Raw genomic sequence first — 23,781 nt, forward strand, 5'->3', positions numbered from 1 at the left:
AAGGACGGGGGCAGGATGATCGACGCGTACGAGGACCCCGGCAAGCCGGACACCCGTGGCGGCTGGCACTACCTGTGGTGGCTGGTGCTGCGTCAGCCGGTGCGGTCGCTGGCCGGGGCGTTGCTGGGCAGTACGTGGATGGTGCTGCTGGCGGCGCAGCCGTACATGATGGCGCGGGCCGTGGACGACGGGCTGGTGCCGGGGCGGTTGGACGTGCTCGGCTGGTGGACCGCCGTGATGTTCGGGGTCGGGGCGCTGAACGCCTGGCTGAGCATCATGCGGCACCGCACGATGACCCGGGTGCGGATGGACGCCAACTTCCGTACGGTCAAGCTGGTCGTCGGACACGCGACCCGACTGGGGGCGGTGCTGCCGCGCCGGGCCGGGGCCGGGGAGGTCGTCACCATCGGGGTCGGCGACGTGGCGACCCTCGCGCAGGCGCTGACGGTGGTCGGGCCCGGGGTGGGCTCGATCGTGGTGTACATCGTCGTGGCCGGGCTGCTGCTGGCCATCTCGGCGCCGCTCGCCGCCGTGGTGCTGCTCGGGGTGCCGGTGATCGCACTGCTCACCGGACCGCTGACGCTGCGGCTGCAGGGCGCGGAGAGCGAGTACCGGGAGCGGCAGGGCGTGCTGGCGGCGCGCATCGGAGACCTCGCGGGCGGGCTGCGCGTCCTCAACGGCCTGGGTGGCAAGGGGCTGTTCTCGGACGCCTTCCGGAAGGACTCGCAGCGGCTGCGCGCGCAGGGCTACCGGGTGGGCGCGGTGGCCAGCTGGGTGCAGGCGCTCGGGGTCGGTCTGCCCACGCTGTTCCTGGCCGTGGTGACCTGGCTCGCGGCCCGGCTGGCGGCCGAGAGGTCCATCAGCGTGGGCGAGTTGGTGGCGGTCTACGGCTATGTGGCGGTGCTGATCGGACCGGTGGCGTTCTTCGTGCAGATGGCCTACGACCTGAACCGGGGCGTGGTCGCCGCGCGCCGGGTCGTACGGCTGCTGCGCCTTGAGCCGGAGCCGGACACGGGCACCCTGGCCGCACCGGACGGGCCGGCCGAGCTGTGCGATCCGGCGTCCGGGGTCCGGGTGGCGCCGGGCCGGCTGGTCGCGCTGGCCGCCGCCCGCCCCGCGGAGGCCGCCGCCGTGATCGACCGCCTGGGCCGGTACGGCCCCACCGAGGCCACCTGGGGCGGGCTACGGCTCGACGCCGTCCCGCTGGCCGACGTGCGGGCCCGGATCCTGGTCGCGGACAACGAGGCGGACCTGTTCGCCGGACCGCTGAGGGAGGTCGTGGCCGCCGAACACCCGGCCGAGGAGGCCGCGCTGCGCCGGGCGGTGTACGCGGCCGCCGCCGAGGACGTCGTACGAGGTCTGCCGGACGGGCTGGACTCGCCGGTGACCGGGCAGGGGCGCAGCCTCTCCGGCGGGCAACGGCAGCGCATCCGGCTGGTGCGGGCGCTGCTGGCGGACCCCGAGGTACTGCTCGCCGTCGAGCCGACCTCGGCACTGGACGCCCACACGGAGGCCACGGTCGCCGAGCGGCTGCGGGAGGCCCGGGAGGGCCGTACGACGGTGGTGGTGAGCACCTCACCGCTGGTGCTGGACCGCGCCGACACGGTGCTGTTCCTGACCGACGGCAAGGTGACGGCGAGCGGCCCGCATCGACGGCTGCTCGCGGAGGAGCCCGGGTACCGGGCGCTGGTGGCACGAGACGCCGATGACACTGCCGAGGAGGCCGTACGGTGACCACGGACACGGGACTGCTGCCGGTCGCCGACCGGGCCGGGGTGCGGCGGGCGACCGGGCGGCTGGTGCTGGCCGATCGGCGGGCGTTCGCCGCCGCGTTGGTGCTCAACGCGCTGTCGGCCGGGGCGGGGCTCGCCGGGCCGTGGCTGGTCGGGCGGATCATCGACGAGGTGCGGGCGGGACACGGGGTCGGGGCGGTGGACCGGCTGGCGCTGTGGATCCTGGTCTGCTCGCTGGCCCAGCTGCTGCTGGCGCGCTGGGCGCGATACGTGGGGCACCGGTTCGGGGAGCGGACGCTGGCCCGGGTGCGCGAGGAGTACGTCGACCGGGTGCTGGCGCTGCCCGCGTCGACGGTGGAGCGGGCCGGCACCGGCGACCTGACCGCGCGCGGTACGGCCGACGTGGCGACCGTCGGCACCACGCTGCGGGACGTCGGACCGGAGCTGCTGGTGTGCACCGTGCAGGCGCTGTTCGTGCTCGGTGCGGTGTTCGCGCTCGACCCGGTGCTGGGGCTGTTCGGCGTGCTGGGTCTGACCCCGATCTGGCTGGCGCTGCGCTGGTACCTGCGCCGGGCGCGGGACGGTTACCTCGCCGAGGGCGCGGCCACCTCGGAGGTCGCCGAGATCGTGGCGGCGACCGCGGCCGGGGCGCGGACGGTCGAGGCGTTCCGGCTCCGGCGGCGGCGGATCACGGCGAGCCGGGACACGCTGGAGAAGTCCCGCCGGACCCGCTTCTACACCCTCCACCTGCGCACGGTGTTCTTCCCCGCGGTCGAGGTGACGTACAGCGTCCCGGTGGTGGGGGTGCTGCTGCTCGGCGGATGGCTGCACGAGCGGGGTGCGGTGGGCGTCGGGGCGGTGGTGGCCGCGGCGCTGTATCTGCGGCAGTTCACCGAACCGCTGGACCAGATCCTGATGCGGGTGGAGCAACTGCAGAGCAGCGGTGCCTCGTTCGCGCGGGTGGAGGGCCTGGCACAGGCGCCCCGGGCCGAGGCGGAGGACGGCTCTCCGGAGCCGGCGGACGACCGGATCGACGTGCGCGGGGTGCGGTACGCGTACGAGCGCGGCGGTGAGGTGCTGCGCGGGGTGGACCTGACGGTACGCCCCGGCGAACGCCTCGCCGTGGTGGGCCCGTCGGGCGCCGGCAAGACCACCCTCAGCAGGCTCCTTGCCGGCATCGACACCCCCAGGGCGGGCACGGTGACGGTCGGCGGCGTACCGATCGCGTCCCTGGAACCGGAACGCCTGCGCCGTCAGGTCGTCCTGGTCACCCAGGAACACCACGTGTTCCTCGGCACGGTCCGCGACAACCTCCTGATCGCCGAACCCACGGCCACCGACGCCGACCTGTGGGCGGCACTGACGGCGGTGGGCGCCGACGACTGGGTCCGTGCCCTCCCCTCCGCCCTCGACACCCCGCTGGGTCCGAACGGCCACCCCACCGACGGCTCCCAGGCCCAGCAACTCGCCCTGGCCCGGGTCGTGCTGGCCGACCCCCACACCCTCATCCTCGACGAGGCCACCGCCCTCCTGGACCCCACCACGGCCCGCCACACCGAACGCGCCCTGGCCGCGGTCCTGGAGTCCCGCACGGTCATCGCCATCGCCCACCGCCTCCACACGGCCCACGACGCGGACCGGGTGGCGGTGATGGAGGACGGCCTCCTGACAGAGCTGGGCACCCACGAGGAACTGGTGGCCGCGAACGGGGCCTACGCGGCCCTGTGGCGAACCTGGCACGGGGACGCGCCCTAGGGGGTGTCTTCTGGACCAGGCCGGCGGATCGGGCGCTAGTCGAGGCGGGAGACCTGGTAGTGGTCGATGCGCCAGTCGTCGTCCGAACGCTTCAGCAGGACGCCGAGGTTGACGGTCAGCGTGGGACGGTCGGTGAAGGAGAAGTCGACCTTCAGGTAGCCGAGCACGAGGTCGTCGGCAAGGCGCCGGCTCTCCTGGACGCGGTACTCGGCCGACAGGCCCAGCGGCTGGGACGCGTAGTAGTCGGCGACGCCCTGCCGTCCGACGCTGTAGGGGTGCAGCCCCTGGAAGATCGCGTCCTCGGTGAAGAGGGCGGCGACCCGCCGCGGCTCGTGGTGGTCGACGCCCGCCTTCCACCGGTCGAGGACGCTGTGCAGGATCGCTTCGGTGTCCGTCTTGGTGTGTGTCATGGTTCTCCTTCAGCGGCCGGCGCTGACGCCGCCGTCGACGTGGAGGATCTCGCCCGTGACGAACGGGGCGTTCTCCAGGTAGATCACCGCGTCCACGATGTCGCTCTGCTCGCCCATCCGGCCGACCGGCTGCAGGCCGGCGAGCACCTCATGGGTCTCCTCCGGGTGCATCGGCGTCTTGATGGTGCCCAGGGAGACCGCGTTGGCGCGGATGCCTCGGGTGGCGTACTCGATGGCCAGTGACTTGGTGGCGGACTGCAGTCCGCCCTTGGTCAGCGAGGCCAGTACCGAGGGGACACGGGAGTCCGCGTGGTCGACCAGGCTGGTGGTGACGTTGACGATGTGACCGCCGCCCTGGGTGAGCATCCGCTCGACGGCCAGCTGGGTGACGCGGAAGAAGCCGGCGAGGTTCACCCCGGTCACGGCGGCGTAGTCGTCCTGGGTGTAGTCGGTGAAGGGCTTGGCGACGAAGATTCCCGCGTTGTTGACCAGGGTGTCGATCCGGCCGAACCGCTCCACGCCGGCGGCGATGACGCGTTCGGCCGTGGCGGGGTCGGTGATGTCGCCCTGGACGGTCAGGACCTCCGGGTCGCCGGAGGACGCGATGCCGCGCGAGGTGGCGACGACGGCGTAGCCGAGCTTGCGGTAGGCGTCGACGAGTCCGGCGCCGATGCCCTGGGAGGCGCCGGTGATGACTGCGACCTTCTGCGTGCTCATGAGGATGTTCTCCAGAGTGGGGTGGGACCGAGGGATTCCGCGACCTGACGTCCAGTTACTAGCCGACCGGTCGACTATTTGACCGTAGGCCGACTCGCCGAAGGGCGTCAAAGGTCGGGAAGGCCCGGGCCGGGACCCGCTTCCTAGCAACTGAGAGGCGCGGGCTCCCAGTGCACGTCAGTCGGCTGACGGCACATCGCGGCACTACCCGCGGAGCGATCAGCGCTGGTACGGGTCCCCGTCGGGCAGCCAGCTGTCCGGGCCGTGGATGCCCAGGTCGCCGACGCCCTCGCACAGGGCCTCGACGACGGCGAGGACCGCCGTGCGGACTTCGTCGCGGCGCCACACCAGGGACCAGGTCCAGTGGATCCGCGGTGCGACGACAGGGCGTTGGACGAGGTCGGGAGGGAGCGGAGTCGTCTGGCCCTTGGGCGAGTTGATGACGGGGCGGCCGCTGCGGCGGACGTGGTCGAAGAAGGCGGGGCCGGTGATGCCGCCGTCGGAGATGCGCAGCGCGCGGGCCCCGGTGTCCCGGGCCAGTTGCTCGGCGTAGGCGTTCCAGGACGACCAGGAGGTGGCGTCGTCGTCCAGGAGCACGGCGGTCTCCCCGGCGGTCACCTCGCTCGTGTCCTTGCCGGTGGCGACGGCATAGAGCCGGTCGGCGCCGATGAGCCGGGCGCACAGGTCGCGCCGCTCCAGGTCCTCGGTGCGCACCCAGCACACCGCGAGGTCCAGGCCGCCGTCGGCGACCCGGGCGGCCTGGGCGTGCGAGGGAGCGACCCATGCGTCGATGTGAACCTGGGCCACGGCGGAGGTACGGGCGATCAGGTCCGCGGGCAGCCAGTTGACGTAGCCGAGCCGGACCGGTTCCGAACCCGCCAGCCCACGCGCGCGTCGCTGCAGGTCGTCGGCCTGTTCCAGCAGGGCGCGGGTGTGCGGGAGCAGCGCCGAGCCGGCCGGGGTGAGGGCCACCGAACGGCGGTCGCGGTCGAACAGGCGCACCCCCAGGTCGCGTTCGAGCGCCTTGATCTGCTGGGACAGGGACGGCCCGGCGATCAGGAGCCGTTTGGCGGCCCGGCCGAAGTTGAGTTCCTCGGCCACCGCGACGAAGTAGCGAAGTTGGCGCAGCTCCACGCCGGTCATGCTACGTCGGTGAGAGGCGGCGCCTCCCAGGAGCGAGGAAGCCTGTCGTGGCGTGCCCGCCGGGGCGGGCGGACGATGAGGACATGGAGGCCCGGCGAGAAGTGACCGCGGCGGGCCCGGCCGTACGCCCCACCGAAGCGGAGCAGGACCATGCGAGAGTTCCTGGTCGAGATCACGACCACCGTCCCCGACGGCACCAGCCAGGACGAGGTCGACAGGCGGCGGGCCGCCGAGGCGGTCCGCGCGCGGGAACTGGCCGCCACCGGCAACCTGGCGCGGCTGTGGCGCCCGGTCGGCGAGCTGCGCAGCATCGGCGTCTGGCGGGCCGCGGACGAGGCGGAACTCCACGAGAAGGTGCTCGGCACCCTGCCCCTGCGCGCGTGGATGACCGTGACCGTCACCCCGCTCGAATCCCACCCCAACGACCCGGGCAGCCACTGACGGCACAGCCGCCGCCCGCACCCCGCTCTCCCTCCACCCCATCGCCGCCAGGACTTCCTCATGCCCTCCTCGGCCGAGACAGCCCGAGAAAGCGCTCAGCTCCGCTCCCCCTGGCCCCATGTCGCCCAAGCCGCCGCCGCGCTGGCCGCGGGCATGGGGGTCGGCCGGTTCGTCTACACCCCGATCCTCCCCCTGATGCACGCCCGCGCGGGACTGTCCGCGGGTGCGGGCGCCCATCTGGCGACCGCCAACTACGTCGGCTACCTCGTCGGCGCGCTCGCCGGGATCCTCGTGCCCGCGCTGGTCCGCTCCCCCGCCCTCCTGCGCGCCTCGCTGATCGCGCTGACCGTCAGCCTGGCCGCGATGCCCGCCACCCACAGCACGGCGGTGTGGATCGTGCTGCGGCTGCTGGCCGGCGTCGCCAGCGCCGTGATCTTCGTGATCGCCGTCAGCTCCCTCCACAGCCATCTGCGCGAGCACCCCGCCCATCTGTCCGGCTGGGCCTTCGGCGGGGTGGGCGGCGGCATCGCCCTGTCCGGCCTGCTCGTCCTCGCCCTGCGTTCCGTCGCCGACTGGCGGGCCGCCTGGTGGGCCTCGGCCGCCCTCACCGCGATCCTCGCCATCGCCGCGTGGCGACTGCGCCCCGAGCCGGCTCCCGCGGTCACCGCGGCACCGGCCGGGTCGGCGGCCGGCACTCCTGCCCTCCGCACCCGCCGCTGGTTCGGCGTCCTGTTCGCCTCCTACACCCTGGAAGGCATCGGCTACATCGTCGCCGGGACCTTCCTCGTCGCCGCGATCGGGCAGAGCTCACCGGGCTGGATCGGCAGCGGCGCCTGGGTGCTGGTGGGTCTGGCGGCCGTACCGTCCTGCGCGCTGTGGGCCCGGCTCGGACGCCGCTGGTCCCGGCCCGGGCTGCTGCTCGTCGCGCTCGTCATCCAGGCGGCCGGCATCGCTCTGCCGGCCCTGATCGGCGGGGTGGCGGCCGCCCTCGTCTCCGCGCTCCTGTTCGGCGCCACCTTCATCGGCGTCAGCACACTCGCCCTCGCCGCGGGAGCCCGCCTGCGCTTCCCGCGCTCGGTCGCGCTGCTGACCGCCGGCTACTCCGTCGGCCAGATCCTCGGCCCCCTGGCCGTCACGCCCCTGCTCCGCCACGGCTACCACCAGGCCCTGCTCCTGGCCGCCCTCGTGGTCCTGACCGCCGCCACGGCTGCCGCCGTACTGCGCATCGGGTTCCCGCACCACGGGGTGGTGGTGCGGCAGGGCACTCCGGTACGACGGCCCGCACCTGCGGAGGCCACGGCGGACCCCGACCGGGGCGACGCCTGAGGGAGCGGAGCCGAGGCAGGCTCGGAACGGGCTGACGGCTCGTCAAGTCGCTGGCTCCGCCCAGAGGTCGGGCGGGACGACGCCGACGGAGCGGCCATGGGGGTCCAGGAGGTGCCCGAGCAGTTTGTCCTGGCGCAGGGCGATGACGCGGTCGACGATGTCGAGGCTCGGGCGGGCGGTGGCGAGTTGGGTTTCCAGGCGCAGCACGTCGCTGACGGAGTGCAGGCCGGCCTGGAGGATGAGGTTGTGGGGGCCGCTGACGGCGGCGCAGTTGCGGGTCTCGGGCAGGCGGATGAGGGCGGGACCGAGACGACCCGAAGGCAGCGGTCACCGAGTGGGCGCGGATCTTCGGCAACCCCCTCACCTGGGACGACCTGCCGTGGCTGCGCTCGACCACCGACCTGCCGCTGCTCCTCAAGGGCATCTGCCACCCCGATGACGTCCGCCGCGCCAAGGACGGCGGCGTGGACGGCATCTACTGCTCCAACCACGGCGGACGCCAGGCCAACGGTGGCCTGCCCGCCCTGGACGCCCTGCCCGGCGTGGTCGACGCGGCCGACGGCATGCCGGTCCTGTTCGACTCGGGTGTGCGCACGGGAGCCGACATCGTCAAGGCGGTCGCCCTGGGCGCCACCGCCGTCGGCGTCGGCCGCCCCTACACCTACGGTCTCGCCCACGGCGGCGAGGCCGGCGTCGTCCACGTCCTGCGGGCCCTGCTCGCCGAGGCCGACTTGATCATGGCGGTCGACGGCTACCCCTCTCTCGCCGACCTCACCCCCGACACCCTCCGCCGCCTCGGCTGACACCCGTCGACCGGCCGGGGCCGGATGCTGCAGGCCCGTCCCCGAACAGATCACATTTCAGGACATAAGCCTATTAGTCGAGCAGGATCAGACTGGCGCGCCGGCTACGGCATCCCCCACGACGCCCGAAACCCAGCCCCAGCAAGAAAGTCGATGGCAACCATGACCGAGCAATCCACCGTCCGCAGCGTGACCTACGACCTGCTGCGCACCCTGAACCTCACCACGGTCTTCGGAAATCCCGGCTCCACCGAACAGCCCTTCCTTCAGGATTTCCCCGAGGACTTCACCTATGTCCTGGCGCTGCAGGAGGCGTCCGTCATCGCGATGGCCGACACCTTCGCCCAGGTGACCGGCCGCCCCGCGCTGGTCAACGTGCACTCCTCGGCCGGAATGGGAAACGCGGTGGGCAACCTGGTGGCGGCCTACCACGGAAGCACGCCACTGATCATCACCTCCGGCCAGCAGCACCGGGAACTGGTGATCGGTGAGCCGTACCTCGGCAACCGCGAGGCCACCACACTTCCGAAGCCGTGGGTGAAATGGTCCTACGAACCGGCCCGCGCCGAAGACGTCCCCGAGGCCTTCATGCGGGCCTACGCGGAGGCGTTGCAGCCGCCGACAGGACCTGTCTACCTGTCGATTCCCATGGACGACTGGAAGCGGCCCCTGTCCGGTTTCAGCCGGGTGCGCACGGTGAGCGACCGCGTGGCCCCCGACGCCGAGCGACTGCGCGGATTCGCCGAACGCATCTCCGCGAGCCGCCGTCCCGCGCTGGTCTTCGGGCCGGAAGTCGACCGCAGCGGCGGCTGGGACGCGGCCGTCGCACTGGCGGAGAAGCTGCGCGCGGCCGTCTACGGCGCCCCGCTGCTGGACCGCGCCTCCTTCCCCGAGGACCACCCGCTCTTCCGCGGCCCGCTCGGCATGTCGGTGAAGACCATCAGCGACCGGCTGACCGGGCACGACCTGGTCGTCGTGATCGGCGCGGAGGTGTTCCGCTACTACCCCTACGTGCCCGGCGACTACCTCCCCGAAGGCACCCAACTGCTGCAGATCACCGGCAATCCGGGGGTGGCCGCCGCGGCGCGGGTGGGCGACAGCCTCCTGGGCGATCCCAGGACGGCGATCGAGCTGCTCCTGGACATGGTCACGGAGGGATCGGCACGGACCGCTCCGGAACCGATGGCGCGCCCGCGTGAGCTGCCGCAGGCGCCGAACACCCCGCTCACTCCGCCGGAGGTGTATGCCGCCCTGAACAGGGTCCGGCCGTCGGACGCGGTCATCGTCAACGAATCGACCTCCACGATGGCGCAGCAGATCGAGTGGCTCCCCACCACCCGGACCGGATCGTTCTTCGCGACGGCCAGCGGCGGCATCGGCTGGGGCACCCCGGCCGCGGTGGGCGTGGCGCTCGGCGACCGGGACCGGGGCGTCGAACGGCCGGTGATCGGCCTGATCGGCGACGGCTCCTTCCAGTACTCCGTGCAGGCCATCTACACGGCGGCCCAGCACGACCTCCCGATCGTCTACGTGGTGATGCGCAACCAGGAGTACTCCATCCTCAAGTCGTTCGCGGTGCTGGAGGAGACGCCGGGCGTGCCGGGGCTCGACCTGCCGGGGCTCGACATCGCCGCCGTGGCCCGCGGCTTCGGATGCCGCGGGGTCGACGTGGAGACCACCGACGACCTGGAGCGGGAGTTCAAGACGGCCCTGTCCGCCGGCACCACCACGGTCATCGTCGTCGCCACGCAACCTCAGAAGGCGATGTTGTAGGCCGCGTAGCTCACACGATCGGGAAAGAGACCAGCGGAGAGAGGGCAGCGATCATGGATTTCGGACTGAAGGACCGGGTGTACATAGTCACCGGTGGCACCCGGGGGCTGGGCATGGCCGCCGCGCGCGAGCTGGTGGCCGACGGGGCGAGGGTGGTCGTCAGCGGCCGCAGTGAGAAGTCGGTGGCCGCCGCACAGGCGGAACTCGGCGGCCCGGGGCAGGCGGTCGGCGTCGTGGCCGACAACGCCGACACGGACGCTCCGGACCGGCTGATCGCCGCGGCCCGCGATGCCTTCAAACGGCTGGACGGGGTGCTCATCAGCGTCGGCGGACCCCCGGCAGGCACGTCGGACACCGTCGACGACGACCAGTGGCGCGCCGCCTTCGAGTCGGTCTTCCTCGGCGCGGTGCGGCTCTCCCGCGCCGTCGCGGCGGAGCTGGGCGAGGGAGGCGTCATCGGCTTCGTCCTCTCCAGCTCCGTGTACGAACCGATTCCCGGCCTCGCGATCTCCAATGCCCTGAGGCCGGGCCTGGCCGGTTACGCGAAGAACCTCGCGAACGAGCTGGGCCCGAGGGGCATCCGCGTCGTCGGCCTCGTGCCCGCCCACATCGAAACCGACCGAGTACGCGAACTCGACGCGCGGGCCGGCGATCCCGCCGCGGCCCGCGAGCGCGCGACCGCCGGCGTCCCGCTCCGCCGCTACGGAACCCCCGACGAGTTCGGCCGCAGCGCCGCCTTCCTGCTGTCGCCGGCCGCGTCGTACCTCACGGGTGTGATGGTGTCGATCGACGGCGGCGTACGCAAAGGCTTCTAGCGGTTCCCGAGGAGTCAAAATGCCCGTTTACACCTGCACGGCCGCCCAGGGGTCTCTGACAAGCGACTTGAAGGCCCGACTGGCAGCCGAGATCACCCGGATTCACGCGGACATCAACCATGTGCCGCCGGCCTACGTCAACGTGCTCTTCTCCGACCTGCCCGCGGACAGTGTCTTCGCGGGCGGTCGACCGGCGACACCGCTGATCCTGACCGGCTGGGTACGGCGCGGCCATCCGCAGGAGGAGGCGACAAGACTGGCCCAGGAACTTTCTTCGGCGACCGCACGGATCTCCGGCGTGGACGAGAGCCGGATCATGGTGGTGCTCCAGGACAGTCCCGCCCGGTCCGCTGTCGAAGGCGGTCATGTGCTGCCCGAGCCGGGTGAGGAGAAGGAGTGGTTGCGCCGGACCGAGGCATGAACGCAACCGTCTGAACGGCGTGGAGCGGCGGGCGGGCCTCACACCCCCGCCACAGCCTCCCGCGCGCCCAGCAGCGCAAGGCAGTTGGCCCACAGGGCGCCCAGCCGATGCGGGCTGTTGTACAGCTTGGCGAACAGCACCTGACCCTCGAGCTGGGCGACCACGGCCCGCGCCGCCTCCCTCGGGTCGGCCACGTCGGCCTCCCGCCGCTCAAGCGCCTCGGCGATGACCGAGTCGACCATCTCGACCTGGGCGTCGAAGATCTCCTGCAGCCGGGCGCGGATCGCCTCGGTCTGGTTGCTCATCTCCAGGGCGAGGTTCCCGAACAGGCAGCCCGAGACGGTGCCGCAGCTCTGCTGGCCGGCCCGCTGGGCGGCCTCGGTCTCCTCGAACAGCCGGCGCAGTCGGTGCAGCGGTTCCGCGTCGCCGTCCAGAGCGGCGCTCCAGGTGCGTTTCTGGCCGGCCCAGTGCTCGTCGATGACGGCCAGCGCGAGCGCTTCCTTGGACTCGAAGAAGTAGTAGAAGCTCCCCTTGGGCACGCCGGCCGCCTTGCAGATCTCGGCCACGCCCAGGGCGGAGTAACCACGCGCCTCGATCAGAGACCACGCGGCGCCGAGGATCTTCTCCCGGGCATCACTGGTACGTCCCATGGGGCCATTTTACGACCGGTCGACTATTCCGAGCTGGACCGATCGTCGGACGGCCGACAGCCCGACCAACCCGGCCAACAATCCGCATATCGAACATGAACAACCGGTCAACGGACCATTTCCAGCCAAGTTTCTGACGCGGTCCTGACAGACACCGTGATCCCCTGCCACTCTTCCCACGGCCGACCCACAGCAACCCCACAGCTCCGCATGCTCGCGTGGGCCCGGCTCTGCACCTGCACGTGGTTCCGCGTAACGCCCTGTTCTGCCCGGACGTCCCAACCCACCGTCCGGTCTCCCCTGGCCGCGCGACCCGCGGTCACGCAGAAGGAGTCAGTGTTGAGTAGCACCTCTCGCAGACGCACCTCCCACATCTCGCACCGCCGCACCGCCACCGTCGCCCTCGCGGGTGTCGCCGCCCTGATCGCCGCGGCCGTCCAGTCGGGTGCCGCGTCCGCCGCCCCGGCGAAGCCGCAGGCCGGCAAGGTCAACTCCGCCCATGTGGCCGTCAAGCTCACGCCCTCGCAGCGCGCCGAGCTGATCCGGCACGCGGATGCCCAGAAGGCCGCCACGGCGCGGTCCATAGGCCTCGGGGCCAAGGAGAAGCTGGTCGTCCACGACGTCGTCAAGGACGCCGACGGGACCGTGCACACCCGCTACGAGCGGACGTACGCGGGTCTGCCGGTGCTCGGCGGCGACCTCATCGTGGACACCGCCAGGTCCGGCGCGACGAAGTCCGTCATCAAGGCCACCAACGCCTCACTGAAGGTCGCCGACCTCACCCCGGCCGTGTCGAAGGCCTCGGTCGAGAAGCAGGCCGTCCAGCGGGCCAAGGCCCTCGGTGGCAGCAAGTCGGCCGCGGACAGCGTGCGCAGGGTGATCTGGGCGGGCAGCGGCAAGCCGGTTCTCGCGTACGAGACCGTCGTCGGCGGGCTCCAGGACGACGGCACCCCGAACCAGCTGCACGTCGTCACCGACGCCGCCACCGGCAAGAAGCTCTTCGAGTACCAGGGCATCAAGACGGGCATCGGCAACACCCAGTACAGCGGCCAGGTGACACTGACGACCACCCAGTCCGGCTCGAACTACACGCTGAACGACGGGGCGCGTGGCAACCACAAGACGTACAACCTGAACCGCGGCACCTCGGGCACCGGCACCCTGTTCTCCCAGACCAACGACACCTGGGGCAACAGCACCACGTCCAACGCCGCCACCGCGGGCGCGGACGCCCACTACGGCGCCGCGGTCACCTGGGACTTCTACAAGAACGTCTTCGGGCGCAGCGGCATCAAGAACAACGGCGTCGGCGCCTACTCCCGCGTCCACTACGGCAACGCGTACGTGAACGCCTTCTGGGACGACAGCTGCTTCTGCATGACCTACGGCGACGGCTCCGGCAACGCCGACCCGCTGACCTCCCTCGACGTCGCCGGCCACGAGATGAGCCACGGTGTCACCTCCAACACCGCGGGCCTCAACTACAGCGGTGAGTCCGGCGGTCTGAACGAGGCCACTTCCGACATCATGGGCACCGGCGTGGAGTTCTACGCCAACAACTCGTCCGACGTCGGCGACTACCTCATCGGCGAGAAGATCGACATCAACGGCGACGGCACCCCGCTGCGCTACATGGACAAGCCGAGCAAGGACGGCGCGTCCAAGGACAGCTGGTACTCGGGGATCGGGTCCATCGACGTGCACTACTCGTCGGGCCCCGCGAACCACTTCTTCTACCTGCTGAGCGAGGGCAGCGGCACCAAGGTCATCAACGGCGTCACCTACAACTCGCCGACGGCGGACGGCCTTCCGGTCACCGGCATCGGCCGGGACAAGGCACTGCAGATCTGGTACCGGGCGCTCACCACCAAGTGGACGTCCACCACCAACTACGCGGGCGCCCGCACCGGCACCCTCGCGGCGGCCGGCGAGCTGTACGGCACCACCAGCGCCGAGTACAAGGCGGTGCAGGACGCCTGGGCGGGCGTGGCGGTCGGTGCGCGCTCCGGTGGCGGCGGGGGCGGCGGCACCTCGTACGAGAACACCTCGCCGGTGTCGATCCCGGACAACGGGCCCGCGGTCACCTCGAACATCACCGTCTCCGGCAGGAGCGGAAACGCGCCGAGCAACCTCTCGGTGAGCGTGGACATCACGCACACCTGGCGCGGTGACCTGGTGATCGACCTGGTCGGCCCCTCGGGCACCTCGTACCGCCTGAAGAACTTCTCCTCCTCCGACTCGGCGGACAACGTCAGCGAGACCTACACGGTCAACGCCTCCTCCGAATCGGCCAATGGCACCTGGAAGTTGAAGGTCCAGGACCAGGCCGCGCAGGACGTCGGAACGATCAACAGCTGGAAGCTGACGTTCCCGTAAACCACACCCCACCAGCGCGGGAACAGGGCGCCGTCCGGGGGTTCGAGCCCCTCGGGCGGCGCCCGTTCACATTCCTGAAACGTTAACCGGACAGTCGATTTTCGGCCAACATCACTTTCAGGTCCTGACATGTACGCGTCCCTGATGTCACTCTCTCTCCACCCGCCGCAGCAGCACAGCAACTTCACAACGCCACACACTCCGGCCAGTAACCCCACACTGCCCGGACTCCCCCACGAGAAGGAGCTTCTGTGAGCCCCCTCTACGCGCGTCACAAGCGCACCACTCTGGCCGTCGCCACCGCTGTCGCCGCCGGAGCCCTGCTCTCCACCGGGCTGGCCACCAGCGCCAACGCCCAGACCCCGGCCGAGGCCGCCGCCACCAAGACGCTGGCCGCCGCCCCGACCTCGCTGTCCGCCGCTGCCCGTACCACCCTGATCCAGCAGGCCCAGGCCGGCGCTGCCCAGACCGCGCAGCGGATAGGCCTCGGCGCCAAGGAGAAGCTGGTCGTCAAGGACGTCGTCAAGGACGTCGACGGCACCGTCCACACCCGCTACGAGCGCACCTACGCCGGCCTGCCGGTGCTCGGCGGCGACCTGGTCGTCCACACCGCCAAGTCGGGCAAGGCCGAGGGCGTCACCAAGGCGACCAAGGCGACCATCAAGGTGGCCTCGCTCAAGCCGCAGATCACCGCCGCCAAGGCCGAGAAGCAGGCCGTGGGCGCCGCCAAGACCCTGGGCTCCGCCAAGACCTCCGCGGACGGCGCGCGCAAGGTGATCTGGGCCGGCTCCGGCAAGCCCGTGCTCGCCTACGAGACGATCGTCGGCGGTCTGCAGGACGACGGCACCCCGAACCAGCTGCACGTCATCGCCGACGCCGCCACCGGCAAGAAGCTCTTCGAGTACCAGGGCGTCGAGAACGCGACCGGCACCGGCAAGACGCTGTACTCGGGCACCGTCAGCCTCACCACCACCCAGTCGGGCTCGACGTACAACCTGACCGACGCCTCGCGCGGCAGCCACAAGACCTACAACCTGGCCCGCAAGACGTCCGGCAAGGGCACCCTGGTCAGCAACTCGACCAACACCTTCGGCACCGGCACCGCCTCCACCTCCTCCTCCGACCAGACCGCCGCGGCCGACGCCGCGTACGGCGCGGCGGAGACCTGGGACTTCTACAAGAGCACCTTCGGCCGCAGCGGTATCAAGAACGACGGCGTCGGCGCCTACTCCCGCGTCCACTACGGCAACGCCTACGTCAACGCCTTCTGGGACGACAGCTGCTTCTGCATGACCTACGGCGACGGTGACGGCAACGCCGACCCGCTGACCTCCCTCGACGTCGCCGGCCACGAGATGAGCCACGGCGTCACCGCCAACACCGCGGGCCTGGACTACTCGGGCGAGTCCGGTGGCCTGAACGAGGCCACCTCCGACATCTTCGGCACGGGCGTGGAGTTCTTCGCGAACAACGCCTCGGACCCCGGTGACTACCTCATCGGCGAGAAGATCAACATCAACGGCGACGGCACCCCGCTGCGCTACATGGACAAGCCCAGCAAGGACGGCGGCTCGGCGGACTCCTGGTCCTCCTCGGTCGGCAACCTGGACGTCCACTACTCGTCCGGCGTCGCGAACCACTTCTTCTACCTGCTGTCCGAGGGCAGCGGCGCGAAGACGATCAACGGGGTGTCGTACAACTCCCCGACGTCCAACGGTTCCACGGTCACCGGCATCGGCCGCGCCAAGGCGCTGCAGATCTGGTACAAGGCGCTGACGACGTACTTCACGTCGACGACCAACTACAAGGCGGCCCGCACCGGCACGCTCAACGCGGCCAAGGACCTGTACGGCTCCGGCAGCACCGAGTACAACGCGGTGGCGGCGGCTTGGTCGGCGGTCAACGTCAGCTGATCACAAGCCACTTGAGGCAGGGCGGTACCCGGGCTGAAGGCGCCCCGGGTACCGCCCTACTCTTGTGACCCATGTCCTCGGCGCCCTTCACCTACGAGCCGGTCGGCGCGACCCGCGACGACCCGACCTTCTGCCCGCCCGGCTTCCACCCCCTGTTCGAACGCACCCGCCTAGGCGAGGGCCCCGAGGTCTTCCGACGGGCCGCCGAGGCGGTCCTGACCTGGGAGATGCACCGCGCGATGGGCGTGGGCATCGACGCCACCGCCGACCGCGCGGCCCCCGACGTCGACGTCACGGTCACGCTCGCGGGCCTCATCAAGGCCCCCTGCCGCATCGTCTGGACCGTGGACGAACCCCGCCGCGCCGGCTGGGCCTACGGCACCCTGGAAGGCCACCCCGAGTGCGGCGAGGAGGCCTTCGTCGTCGACCGCACCGGCGATGGCACCGTCTGGCTGACGGTGGCCGCCTTCAGCCGCGCCCGCAAGTGGTACGCCCGCGCGGGCGGGGCCGCGACCCGCGGACTGCAGCACGCGTACGCCCGCAGGTGCGGCAAGGTGCTCAGGGAACTGGCCACCCGGGGCCTCGAGGACTGACGCTCACCGCATCAGCACCCCGGCACCCTCCACCGCCTCCTCCGACGGCACCGTCACCAGGCCCAGTTCCGCGCCCGCGGCGAGCAGGCGGTGGGCCGGGAGGATGCGGATCGTGTAGCCGTAGGGGCCGGTGCGGTCCAGGGAGAGCGGGCCCTCGTAGACGCGGCGGCCCTCCAGGTCGGGTGCGCCGGTCGGCTTCAGCGGTACCACCGTGGCGTCGGTGATGCGGTCCTGCGCGTCGACCCGGCCGGAGACCGCCTGCACCTCCACGTCGTCCGGTCCGAGGTCGCCGAGCCCCACCCGCACCCGCAGCCCCACGGTCGAGCCCAGTTCCGCGGTGGCCGTGGCGGCCGTCGTCTCCACGTGGTCGACACTCACGCCGGACCAGGCGGCGCGCACCCTGGCCTTCCAGACGGCCAGTTCACGGGCCGTGTCCCCGGTCAGCGCCCGATGCGACTGGGCGGCGGGCGCGTACAGCCGCTCCACGTACTCGCGGACCATGCGGCCCGCCAGCACCTTCGGGCCCAGCAGGGTGAGGGTCTGGCGGACCATGTCGATCCAGCGGTCGGGCAGCCCGCCCCGGCCGCGCTCGTAGAAGCGCGGGGTGACCCGCTGTTCGAGGAGGTCGTACAGGGCCGCGGCCTCGATGTCGTCCCGGCGGTCCGGGTCGGTGCCGACGCCGTCGGCGGTCGGGATGGCCCAGCCGAAGTCCGGCTGGAACCATTCGTCCCACCAGCCGTCCAGGACCGAGAGGTTGAGGCAGCCGTTCAGCGCCGCCTTCATCCCGCTGGTGCCGCAGGCCTCCAGCGGGCGCAGCGGGTTGTTCAGCCAGACGTCGCAGCCGGGGTAGAGCTTCTGCGCCATCGCCATGCCGTAGTCAGGCAGGAAGACGACGCGGTGGCGGACCCGCGGGTCGTCCGCGAAGCGCACCAACTCCTGGACCAGGCGCTTACCGCCGTCGTCCGCCGGATGCGCCTTGCCGGCCACGACGATCTGGATCGGCCGCTCCGGGTGCAGCAGCAGCTCCATCAGCCGGTCCCGGTCCCGCAGCATCAGCGTGAGCCGCTTGTAGGAGGGGACGCGGCGGGCGAAGCCGATGGTCAGGACGTCGGGGTCGAGGACGCCGTCGATCCAGCCCAACTCGGCGTCCCCGGCACCCCGCTGCCGCCAGGAGGCGCGCAGCCGCTCCCGTACCTCCAGCACCAGCTGTTCACGCAGGGTGCGGCGCAGCTCCCAGATCTCCTGGTCCGGGATGTCCGCGACCGAGTCCCAGCGCTCGGAGCCGCCGACGGTCAGCGCGTCCTCGGCCCGCTGGGCGCCGACCTCCCGGGCACCGAGCCCGAGCACCTCGGGGGCGACCCAGGTCGGGGCGTGCACCCCGTTGGTCACGGAGGTGATCGGCACCTCCTCGGCGTCGAATCCCGGCCAAAGACCCGCGAACATCTCCCGGCTGACCTGCCCGTGCAGCAGCGAGACCCCGTTCGCCCGCTGGGCCAGCCTGAGCCCCATCACGGCCATGTTGAACAGGTTCGGCTCGCCACCCGGGTAGGTCTCCATGCCGAGCGCCAGGATCCGCTGCACGTCGATGCGCGGGAGTTCGGCGTCCGACCCGAAGTGCCGGGCGACCAGCTCCCGGTCGAACCGGTCGATCCCGGCCGGGACGGGGGTGTGCGTGGTGAACACGGTCCCGCCCCGCACGGCCTCCAGCGCCGAGTCGAATTCCAGTCCCGTGTCGCACAGTTCGGCGATCCGCTCAAGACCGAGGAAGCCGGCGTGCCCCTCGTTGGTGTGGAACACCTCGGGCTCCGGGTGCCCGGTGAGCCGGCAGTACGTCCGCACGGCCCGGACACCCCCTATCCCCAGCAGCATCTCCTGCAGCAGCCGGTGCTCGCTGCCACCGCCGTACAGCCGGTCGGTCACCCCGCGTTCGCCGAAGTCGTTCTCCTCCACGTCCGAGTCGAGCATCAGCAGCGGCACCCGGCCCACCTGCGCCAGCCAGATCCGGGCGTGCAGCGCCCTGCCGCCGGGCAGCGCGAGGGAGACCTGGGCGGGGGTGCCGTCGGCCTCCTTGAGCAGGCTGACGGGCAGCTCATGGGGATCGAGCACCGGGTAGTGCTCCTGCTGCCAGCCGTCCCGGGACAGGGTCTGGCGGAAGTACCCGTGCCGGTAGAGCAGGCCGACACCGATCAGCGGGACCCCGAGGTCGCTGGCCGCCTTGAGATGGTCGCCGGCCAGGATGCCGAGGCCGCCGGAGTACTGGGGCAGCGCGGCCGTGATGCCGAACTCGGGCGAGAAGTAGGCGACGGCGGCGGGCAGTCCGTCGTCCTGCTGCTGGTACCAGCGGTCGCCGGTCACATAGTCACCCAGGTCGTCGGCGACCGCGGTCAGCCGGCGCAGGAACCGCCGGTCCCCGGCCAGCTCGGTGAGCCGGTCCGGGCTCACCCCGCCCAGCAGCCGCACCGGGTCGCCCCCGGCGACGGCCCAGCGTTCGGGGTCGACGGACTGGAACAGATCGCGCGTTTCCGCGTGCCAGGACCAGCGCAGATTGCGCGCCAGGTCGCTCAGCGGCCGGAGGGGTTCGGGGAGAACGGGACGGACGGTGAACCGACGGATCGCCTTCACATTCCACCTCGACGCGTTGCGGGGTGAGACGCACGGCGCTGTACGTCTCGTCGTCAGGGTCGACGTTAGTGGTTACCGGGGGGTCGGTGGGGACGTGGCAGGGGCGGGTGTCGGGGCGCGGCGGGGGCGTGACGGCCGCCCCGGTGGGAAACCGGAAATGGGGCCGGTCTTGTGCGTAGACATACGCGTGAGTAGTTAACAAAGTGCCGGATTGCCCACCCGAATAGGGTGGGAAGGCTCCTCCGGTACGCCCCACAGCCGCACCCCAGCTCACCTGCAGGACCCACCTCCCCACACCCATCCGCCCACACCCACGTTGAAGCGGACAGGAGCGGTCATGCCCGCCACGCACCACTCGTCAGCACCCACGACAACCAGCAAGGCAGCCGGAAGGAAAACTTCTGGCAAGAAATCCGGAAAGCCGGCCGAGGACGTCCACGACGCGGCCCCGGTGCCGCCCCGGCAGCGCGCCGCCCCGGCCGAACCCACCGCCCTCGGCCGTATCCCCGTCCTCGACGTGCGCCCCGTGGTCCAGCACGGGCGCAGGCCCGCCAAGGCGGTGGCCGGTGAGTCGTTCGAGGTGTCGGCCACCGTGTTCCGCGAGGGGCACGACGCCGTCGCCGCGAACGTCGTCCTGCGGGACCCCCAGGGCCGCCCCGGCCCCTGGACCCCGATGCGCGAACTAGCCCCGGGCACCGACCGTTACGGCGCCACCGTGACCGCCGGCGAGCCCGGCCACTGGACGTACACGGTGGAGGCCTGGTCGGACCCGGTCGCCACCTGGCGGCACCACGCACAGATCAAGATCCCGGCGGGCATCGACACCGGCCTGGTCCTGGAGGAAGGCGCCCGGCTGTACGAGCGGACGGCCGCCGAAGTCCCCGAGGAGCGGCGGGATGTCGTCCTGGAGGCCGCCGCCGCGCTGCGGGACGAGGACCGTCCGGCCGCCTGGCGGCTCGCGGCGGCACTGGCGCCCGAGGTGGAGGCGGTGCTGTCCCGTTATCCGCTGCGGGAGTTGGTCACCGCGTCCGACGCGATGCCGCTGCTGGTCGAGCGGGAGCGGGCGCTGTACGGCTCCTGGTACGAGTTCTTCCCGCGTTCCGAGGGCACGCCCGAGCAGCCGCACGGCACCTTCCGTACCGCCGCCCAGCGGTTGAAGGCGATCGCGGAGATGGGCTTCGACGTCGTCTACCTCCCGCCGATCCACCCGATCGGTACGACGTTCCGCAAGGGCCGCAACAACACCCTCACCGCCGGCCCGGACGACGTGGGTGTGCCGTGGGCGATCGGTTCGCCCGAGGGCGGGCACGACGCCGTCCACCCCGACCTGGGCACCCTGGAGGACTTCGACCATTTCGTCGCCCGCGCGCGGGAGCTGGGCCTGGAGGTGGCCCTGGACTTCGCCCTGCAGTGCTCCCCGGACCACCCCTGGGTGCACAAGCACCCGGAGTGGTTCCACCACCGCCCCGACGGCACCATCGCCTACGCGGAGAACCCGCCGAAGAAGTACCAGGACATCTACCCCATCGCCTTCGACGCCGACCTGGACGGCCTGATCACCGAAACGGTCCGGATCCTGCGGCACTGGATGGGACACGGCGTGCGGATCTTCCGCGTGGACAACCCGCACACCAAACCGGTCGTGTTCTGGGAGCGCGTGATCGGAGAGGTCAACCGCGTCGACCCGGACGTCATCTTCCTGGCGGAGGCGTTCACCCGCCCGGCGATGATGCACGCCCTGGCGCAGGTCGGCTTCCAGCAGTCGTACACGTACTTCACCTGGCGCAACAGCAAGCAGGAACTGACGGAGTACCTGACCGAACTCTCGGGTGAGGCCGCCTCCTACATGCGGCCGAACTTCTTCGCCAACACCCCCGACATCCTGCACGCCTACCTCCAGCACGGCGGCCGTCCCGCCTTCGAGACCCGTGCCGTGCTCGCCGCCACCCTCTCCCCCACCTGGGGCATCTACAGCGGCTACGAACTGTGCGAGAACACCCCGCTGCGCCAGGGCGGCGAGGAGTACCTCGACTCGGAGAAGTACCAGCTCAAACCCCGCGACTGGGAAGCCGCCGCACGCGAGGGCCGTACCCTCGCCCCCCTCATCACCCAGCTCAACGACATCAGGCGCCGCAATCCCGCGCTGCGGCAGCTGCGCGACCTCCACTTCCACCACGCCGACAAGGACGAGGTGATCGTCTACTCGAAGCGGAGCGGATCGAACACGGTTCTGGTGGTCGCCAACCTCGACCCCCACCACACCCAGGAGGCCACGGTCTCGTTGGACATGCCGCAACTCGGCCTGAACTGGCACGAGTCGGTGCCGGTGCGCGATCTGCTCACAGGCGAGACCTATCACTGGGGCAGGGCCAACTATGTGCGCCTCGAACCGGGCCATAGGCCCGCGCATGTCTTCTCGGTTCTGCGACCGTCCACCCCGCAGATCGGAGGGTCACCCACAATATGATCGTCAACGAGCCCGTCCCGGACACCTTCGGGGACACACCCGCCCAGGACCGGGACCCGGAGTGGTTCAAACGCGCCGTCTTCTACGAGGTGCTGGTCCGCTCCTTCCAGGACAGCAACGGTGACGGCGTCGGCGACCTCAAGGGTCTGACCGCCAAGCTCGACTACCTGCAGTGGCTCGGCGTCGACTGCCTCTGGCTGCCGCCGTTCTTCAAGTCACCCCTGCGTGACGGCGGCTACGACGTCTCCGACTACACCGCCGTACTCCCCGAATTCGGTGACCTGGCTGACTTCGTGGAGTTCGTGGACGCCGCCCACCAGCGCGGCATGCGCGTCATCATCGACTTCGTCATGAACCACACCAGCGACCAGCACCCGTGGTTCCAGGAGTCGAGGCGGGATCCGGACGGTCCGTACGGCGACTACTACGTCTGGGCCGACGACGACAAGCAGTTCCAGGACGCCCGGATCATCTTTGTCGACACCGAGGCCTCCAACTGGACGTACGACCCCGTACGCAAGCAGTACTACTGGCACCGCTTCTTCTCGCACCAGCCGGACCTCAACTACGAGAACCCGGCGGTGCAGGAGGAGATGATCTCCGCGCTGAAGTTCTGGCTCGACCTGGGTATCGACGGGTTCCGTCTGGACGCCGTGCCGTACCTGTACCAGCAGGAGGGCACGAACTGCGAGAACCTGCCGGCGACCCACGAGTTCCTGAAGCGGGTGCGCAAGGAGATCGACGCCCAGTACCCCGACACCGTGCTCCTGGCGGAGGCCAACCAGTGGCCCGAGGACGTCGTCGACTACTTCGGCGACTACCAGGCCGGCGGCGACGAATGCCACATGGCCTTCCACTTCCCCGTCATGCCCCGCATCTTCATGGCCGTCCGACGCGAGTCGCGCTACCCGGTCTCCGAGATCCTCGCCAAGACCCCGGCGATCCCCTCGAACTGCCAATGGGGCATCTTCCTGCGCAACCACGACGAGCTGACCCTCGAAATGGTCACCGACGAGGAACGCGACTACATGTGGGCCGAATACGCGAAAGACCCGCGTATGCGCGCCAACATCGGCATCCGCCGCCGCCTCGCGCCCCTGCTCGACAACGACCGCAACCAGATCGAGCTGTTCACCGCCCTGCTGCTCTCCCTGCCCGGCTCACCGATCCTCTACTACGGCGACGAGATCGGCATGGGCGACAACATCTGGCTCGGCGACCGCGACGCCGTGCGCACCCCCATGCAGTGGACCCCCGACCGCAACGCCGGATTCTCCTCCTCCGACCCCGGACGGCTCTTCCTGCCCACGATCATGGACCCGGTCTACGGCTACCAGGTCACCAACGTCGAGGCCTCCATGTCCTCGCCGTCGTCGCTGCTCCACTGGACCCGCCGCATGATCGAGATCCGCAAGCAGAATCCTGCCTTCGGACTGGGGTCCTACAACGAACTCCAGTCCTCCAACCCCGCCGTCCTCGCCTTCCTCCGCGAGTACGAGGACGACCTGGTGCTCTGCGTCCACAACTTCTCCCGGTTCGCACAGCCCACGGAGCTGGACCTGAGGCGGTTCGGCGGGCGGCATCCGGTCGAGCTGTTCGGCGGGGTGCGGTTCCCGGCGATCGGCGAGCTGCCGTACCTGCTGACCCTGGCGGGGCACGGCTTCTACTGGTTCCGGCTGCGCCGGGACGCCGCGTAAGCGCTCCGCTGGAGAGGCCGCGATGGGCCGTCGGTCGTCCGCCGGTCCGTCGCGGCTGGTCGCGCAGTTCCCCGCGCCCCCGAGGGGCGCTGCCGGGCGGGGCAGCGGGTTTCCGCCGCCCCGCCC

Annotated in this window: 18 protein-coding genes and 1 pseudogene; 13 read left to right on the plus strand and 6 right to left on the minus strand. The window is 71.1% G+C overall.

The genetic code is table 11. The features are described from left to right. Positions 1–15: 15 nt before the first annotated feature. Complete coding sequence (locus CRP49_RS05020; RefSeq protein WP_097252322.1) at positions 16–1,734, plus strand: ABC transporter ATP-binding protein; 1,719 nt, start codon at positions 16–18, stop codon at positions 1,732–1,734. Continuing rightward, a complete protein-coding gene (locus tag CRP49_RS05025) occupies positions 1,731–3,488 on the plus strand; it encodes an ABC transporter ATP-binding protein (RefSeq protein WP_097252323.1) in 1,758 nt (585 codons plus the stop codon). Before CRP49_RS05020 ends, CRP49_RS05025 begins: the two co-directional genes overlap by 4 nt. A gap of 35 nt (positions 3,489–3,523) precedes the next feature. Here CRP49_RS05025 and CRP49_RS05030 read toward each other — a convergent pair whose 3' ends face one another. The 3 genes from CRP49_RS05030 to CRP49_RS05040 form a co-directional block, all read right to left on the minus strand. Next, positions 3,524–3,898: an SgcJ/EcaC family oxidoreductase gene (locus tag CRP49_RS05030; protein WP_097252324.1), complete on the minus strand. Its 375-nt coding sequence runs from the start codon at positions 3,896–3,898 to the stop codon at positions 3,524–3,526. Between the two features lie 9 nt (positions 3,899–3,907). Then, entirely contained in the window at positions 3,908–4,615 is a 708-nt protein-coding gene (locus CRP49_RS05035; protein WP_097252325.1) for an SDR family NAD(P)-dependent oxidoreductase, read from the minus strand. 219 nt (positions 4,616–4,834) lie between these two features. Next, positions 4,835–5,758 (minus strand): LysR family transcriptional regulator, encoded by a 924-nt coding sequence (locus tag CRP49_RS05040; RefSeq protein ID WP_097252326.1) that lies wholly within the window; start codon positions 5,756–5,758, stop codon positions 4,835–4,837. Between the two features lie 150 nt (positions 5,759–5,908). Between CRP49_RS05040 and CRP49_RS05045 the strand changes: the two genes are divergently transcribed. Then, complete coding sequence (locus tag CRP49_RS05045) at positions 5,909–6,199, plus strand: muconolactone Delta-isomerase family protein (RefSeq protein ID WP_097252327.1); 291 nt, start codon at positions 5,909–5,911, stop codon at positions 6,197–6,199. Positions 6,200–6,352: 153 nt separating this feature from the next. Further along, positions 6,353–7,525 carry a YbfB/YjiJ family MFS transporter gene (locus CRP49_RS05050; protein WP_097257198.1) on the plus strand — a complete coding sequence of 391 codons (1,173 nt, stop codon included), beginning with the start codon at positions 6,353–6,355 and terminating at the stop codon, positions 7,523–7,525. A 42-nt stretch (positions 7,526–7,567) separates the two neighbouring features. Here CRP49_RS05050 and CRP49_RS46730 read toward each other — a convergent pair whose 3' ends face one another. Further along, entirely contained in the window at positions 7,568–7,732 is a 165-nt protein-coding gene (locus tag CRP49_RS46730) for a hypothetical protein (RefSeq protein ID WP_179851505.1), read from the minus strand. Positions 7,733–7,833: 101 nt separating this feature from the next. Here CRP49_RS46730 and CRP49_RS05055 point away from each other — a divergent pair. The 4 genes and pseudogenes from CRP49_RS05055 to CRP49_RS05070 form a co-directional block, all read left to right on the plus strand. Next, positions 7,834–8,328: pseudogene (locus tag CRP49_RS05055) on the plus strand (alpha-hydroxy-acid oxidizing protein); the annotation flags it as partial. Between the two features lie 162 nt (positions 8,329–8,490). Further along, positions 8,491–10,101 carry a benzoylformate decarboxylase gene (mdlC, locus tag CRP49_RS05060; protein WP_097252328.1) on the plus strand — a complete coding sequence of 537 codons (1,611 nt, stop codon included), beginning with the start codon at positions 8,491–8,493 and terminating at the stop codon, positions 10,099–10,101. A 53-nt stretch (positions 10,102–10,154) separates the two neighbouring features. Continuing rightward, entirely contained in the window at positions 10,155–10,916 is a 762-nt protein-coding gene (locus CRP49_RS05065) for an SDR family oxidoreductase (RefSeq protein ID WP_097252329.1), read from the plus strand. A gap of 19 nt (positions 10,917–10,935) precedes the next feature. After that, entirely contained in the window at positions 10,936–11,337 is a 402-nt protein-coding gene (locus CRP49_RS05070; protein WP_097252330.1) for a tautomerase family protein, read from the plus strand. A 38-nt stretch (positions 11,338–11,375) separates the two neighbouring features. Here the strand turns inward: CRP49_RS05070 and CRP49_RS05075 are convergent, their stop codons facing one another. Next, on the minus strand, positions 11,376–11,987 hold the full coding sequence (locus CRP49_RS05075) for a TetR/AcrR family transcriptional regulator (protein WP_097252331.1): 612 nt from the start codon (positions 11,985–11,987) through the stop codon (positions 11,376–11,378). 336 nt (positions 11,988–12,323) lie between these two features. Between CRP49_RS05075 and CRP49_RS05080 the strand changes: the two genes are divergently transcribed. From CRP49_RS05080 to CRP49_RS05090, 3 genes are all read left to right on the plus strand, one after another. Further along, complete coding sequence (locus CRP49_RS05080; RefSeq protein ID WP_097252332.1) at positions 12,324–14,363, plus strand: M4 family metallopeptidase; 2,040 nt, start codon at positions 12,324–12,326, stop codon at positions 14,361–14,363. A 251-nt stretch (positions 14,364–14,614) separates the two neighbouring features. Beyond that, on the plus strand, positions 14,615–16,276 hold the full coding sequence (locus CRP49_RS05085; RefSeq protein ID WP_097252333.1) for a M4 family metallopeptidase: 1,662 nt from the start codon (positions 14,615–14,617) through the stop codon (positions 16,274–16,276). Positions 16,277–16,347: 71 nt separating this feature from the next. Then, positions 16,348–16,869: a DUF1990 domain-containing protein gene (locus tag CRP49_RS05090; RefSeq protein ID WP_097252334.1), complete on the plus strand. Its 522-nt coding sequence runs from the start codon at positions 16,348–16,350 to the stop codon at positions 16,867–16,869. A gap of 3 nt (positions 16,870–16,872) precedes the next feature. Here the strand turns inward: CRP49_RS05090 and CRP49_RS05095 are convergent, their stop codons facing one another. After that, on the minus strand, positions 16,873–19,491 hold the full coding sequence (locus CRP49_RS05095) for a glycosyltransferase family 1 protein (protein WP_097252335.1): 2,619 nt from the start codon (positions 19,489–19,491) through the stop codon (positions 16,873–16,875). 337 nt (positions 19,492–19,828) lie between these two features. On the opposite strand from CRP49_RS05095, the gene CRP49_RS05100 reads away from it, so the two are divergent. Next, a complete protein-coding gene (locus tag CRP49_RS05100; RefSeq protein ID WP_097252336.1) occupies positions 19,829–21,958 on the plus strand; it encodes an alpha-1,4-glucan--maltose-1-phosphate maltosyltransferase in 2,130 nt (709 codons plus the stop codon). Further along, positions 21,955–23,655: a maltose alpha-D-glucosyltransferase gene (gene treS, locus CRP49_RS05105; RefSeq protein WP_097252337.1), complete on the plus strand. Its 1,701-nt coding sequence runs from the start codon at positions 21,955–21,957 to the stop codon at positions 23,653–23,655. Before CRP49_RS05100 ends, treS begins: the two co-directional genes overlap by 4 nt. Positions 23,656–23,781 lie beyond the last annotated feature (126 nt).

This window comes from Streptomyces sp. Ag109_G2-15, from assembly GCF_900215565.1.
In the GTDB taxonomy this organism is placed as follows: Bacteria; Actinomycetota; Actinomycetes; order Streptomycetales; family Streptomycetaceae; genus Streptomyces; species Streptomyces diastatochromogenes.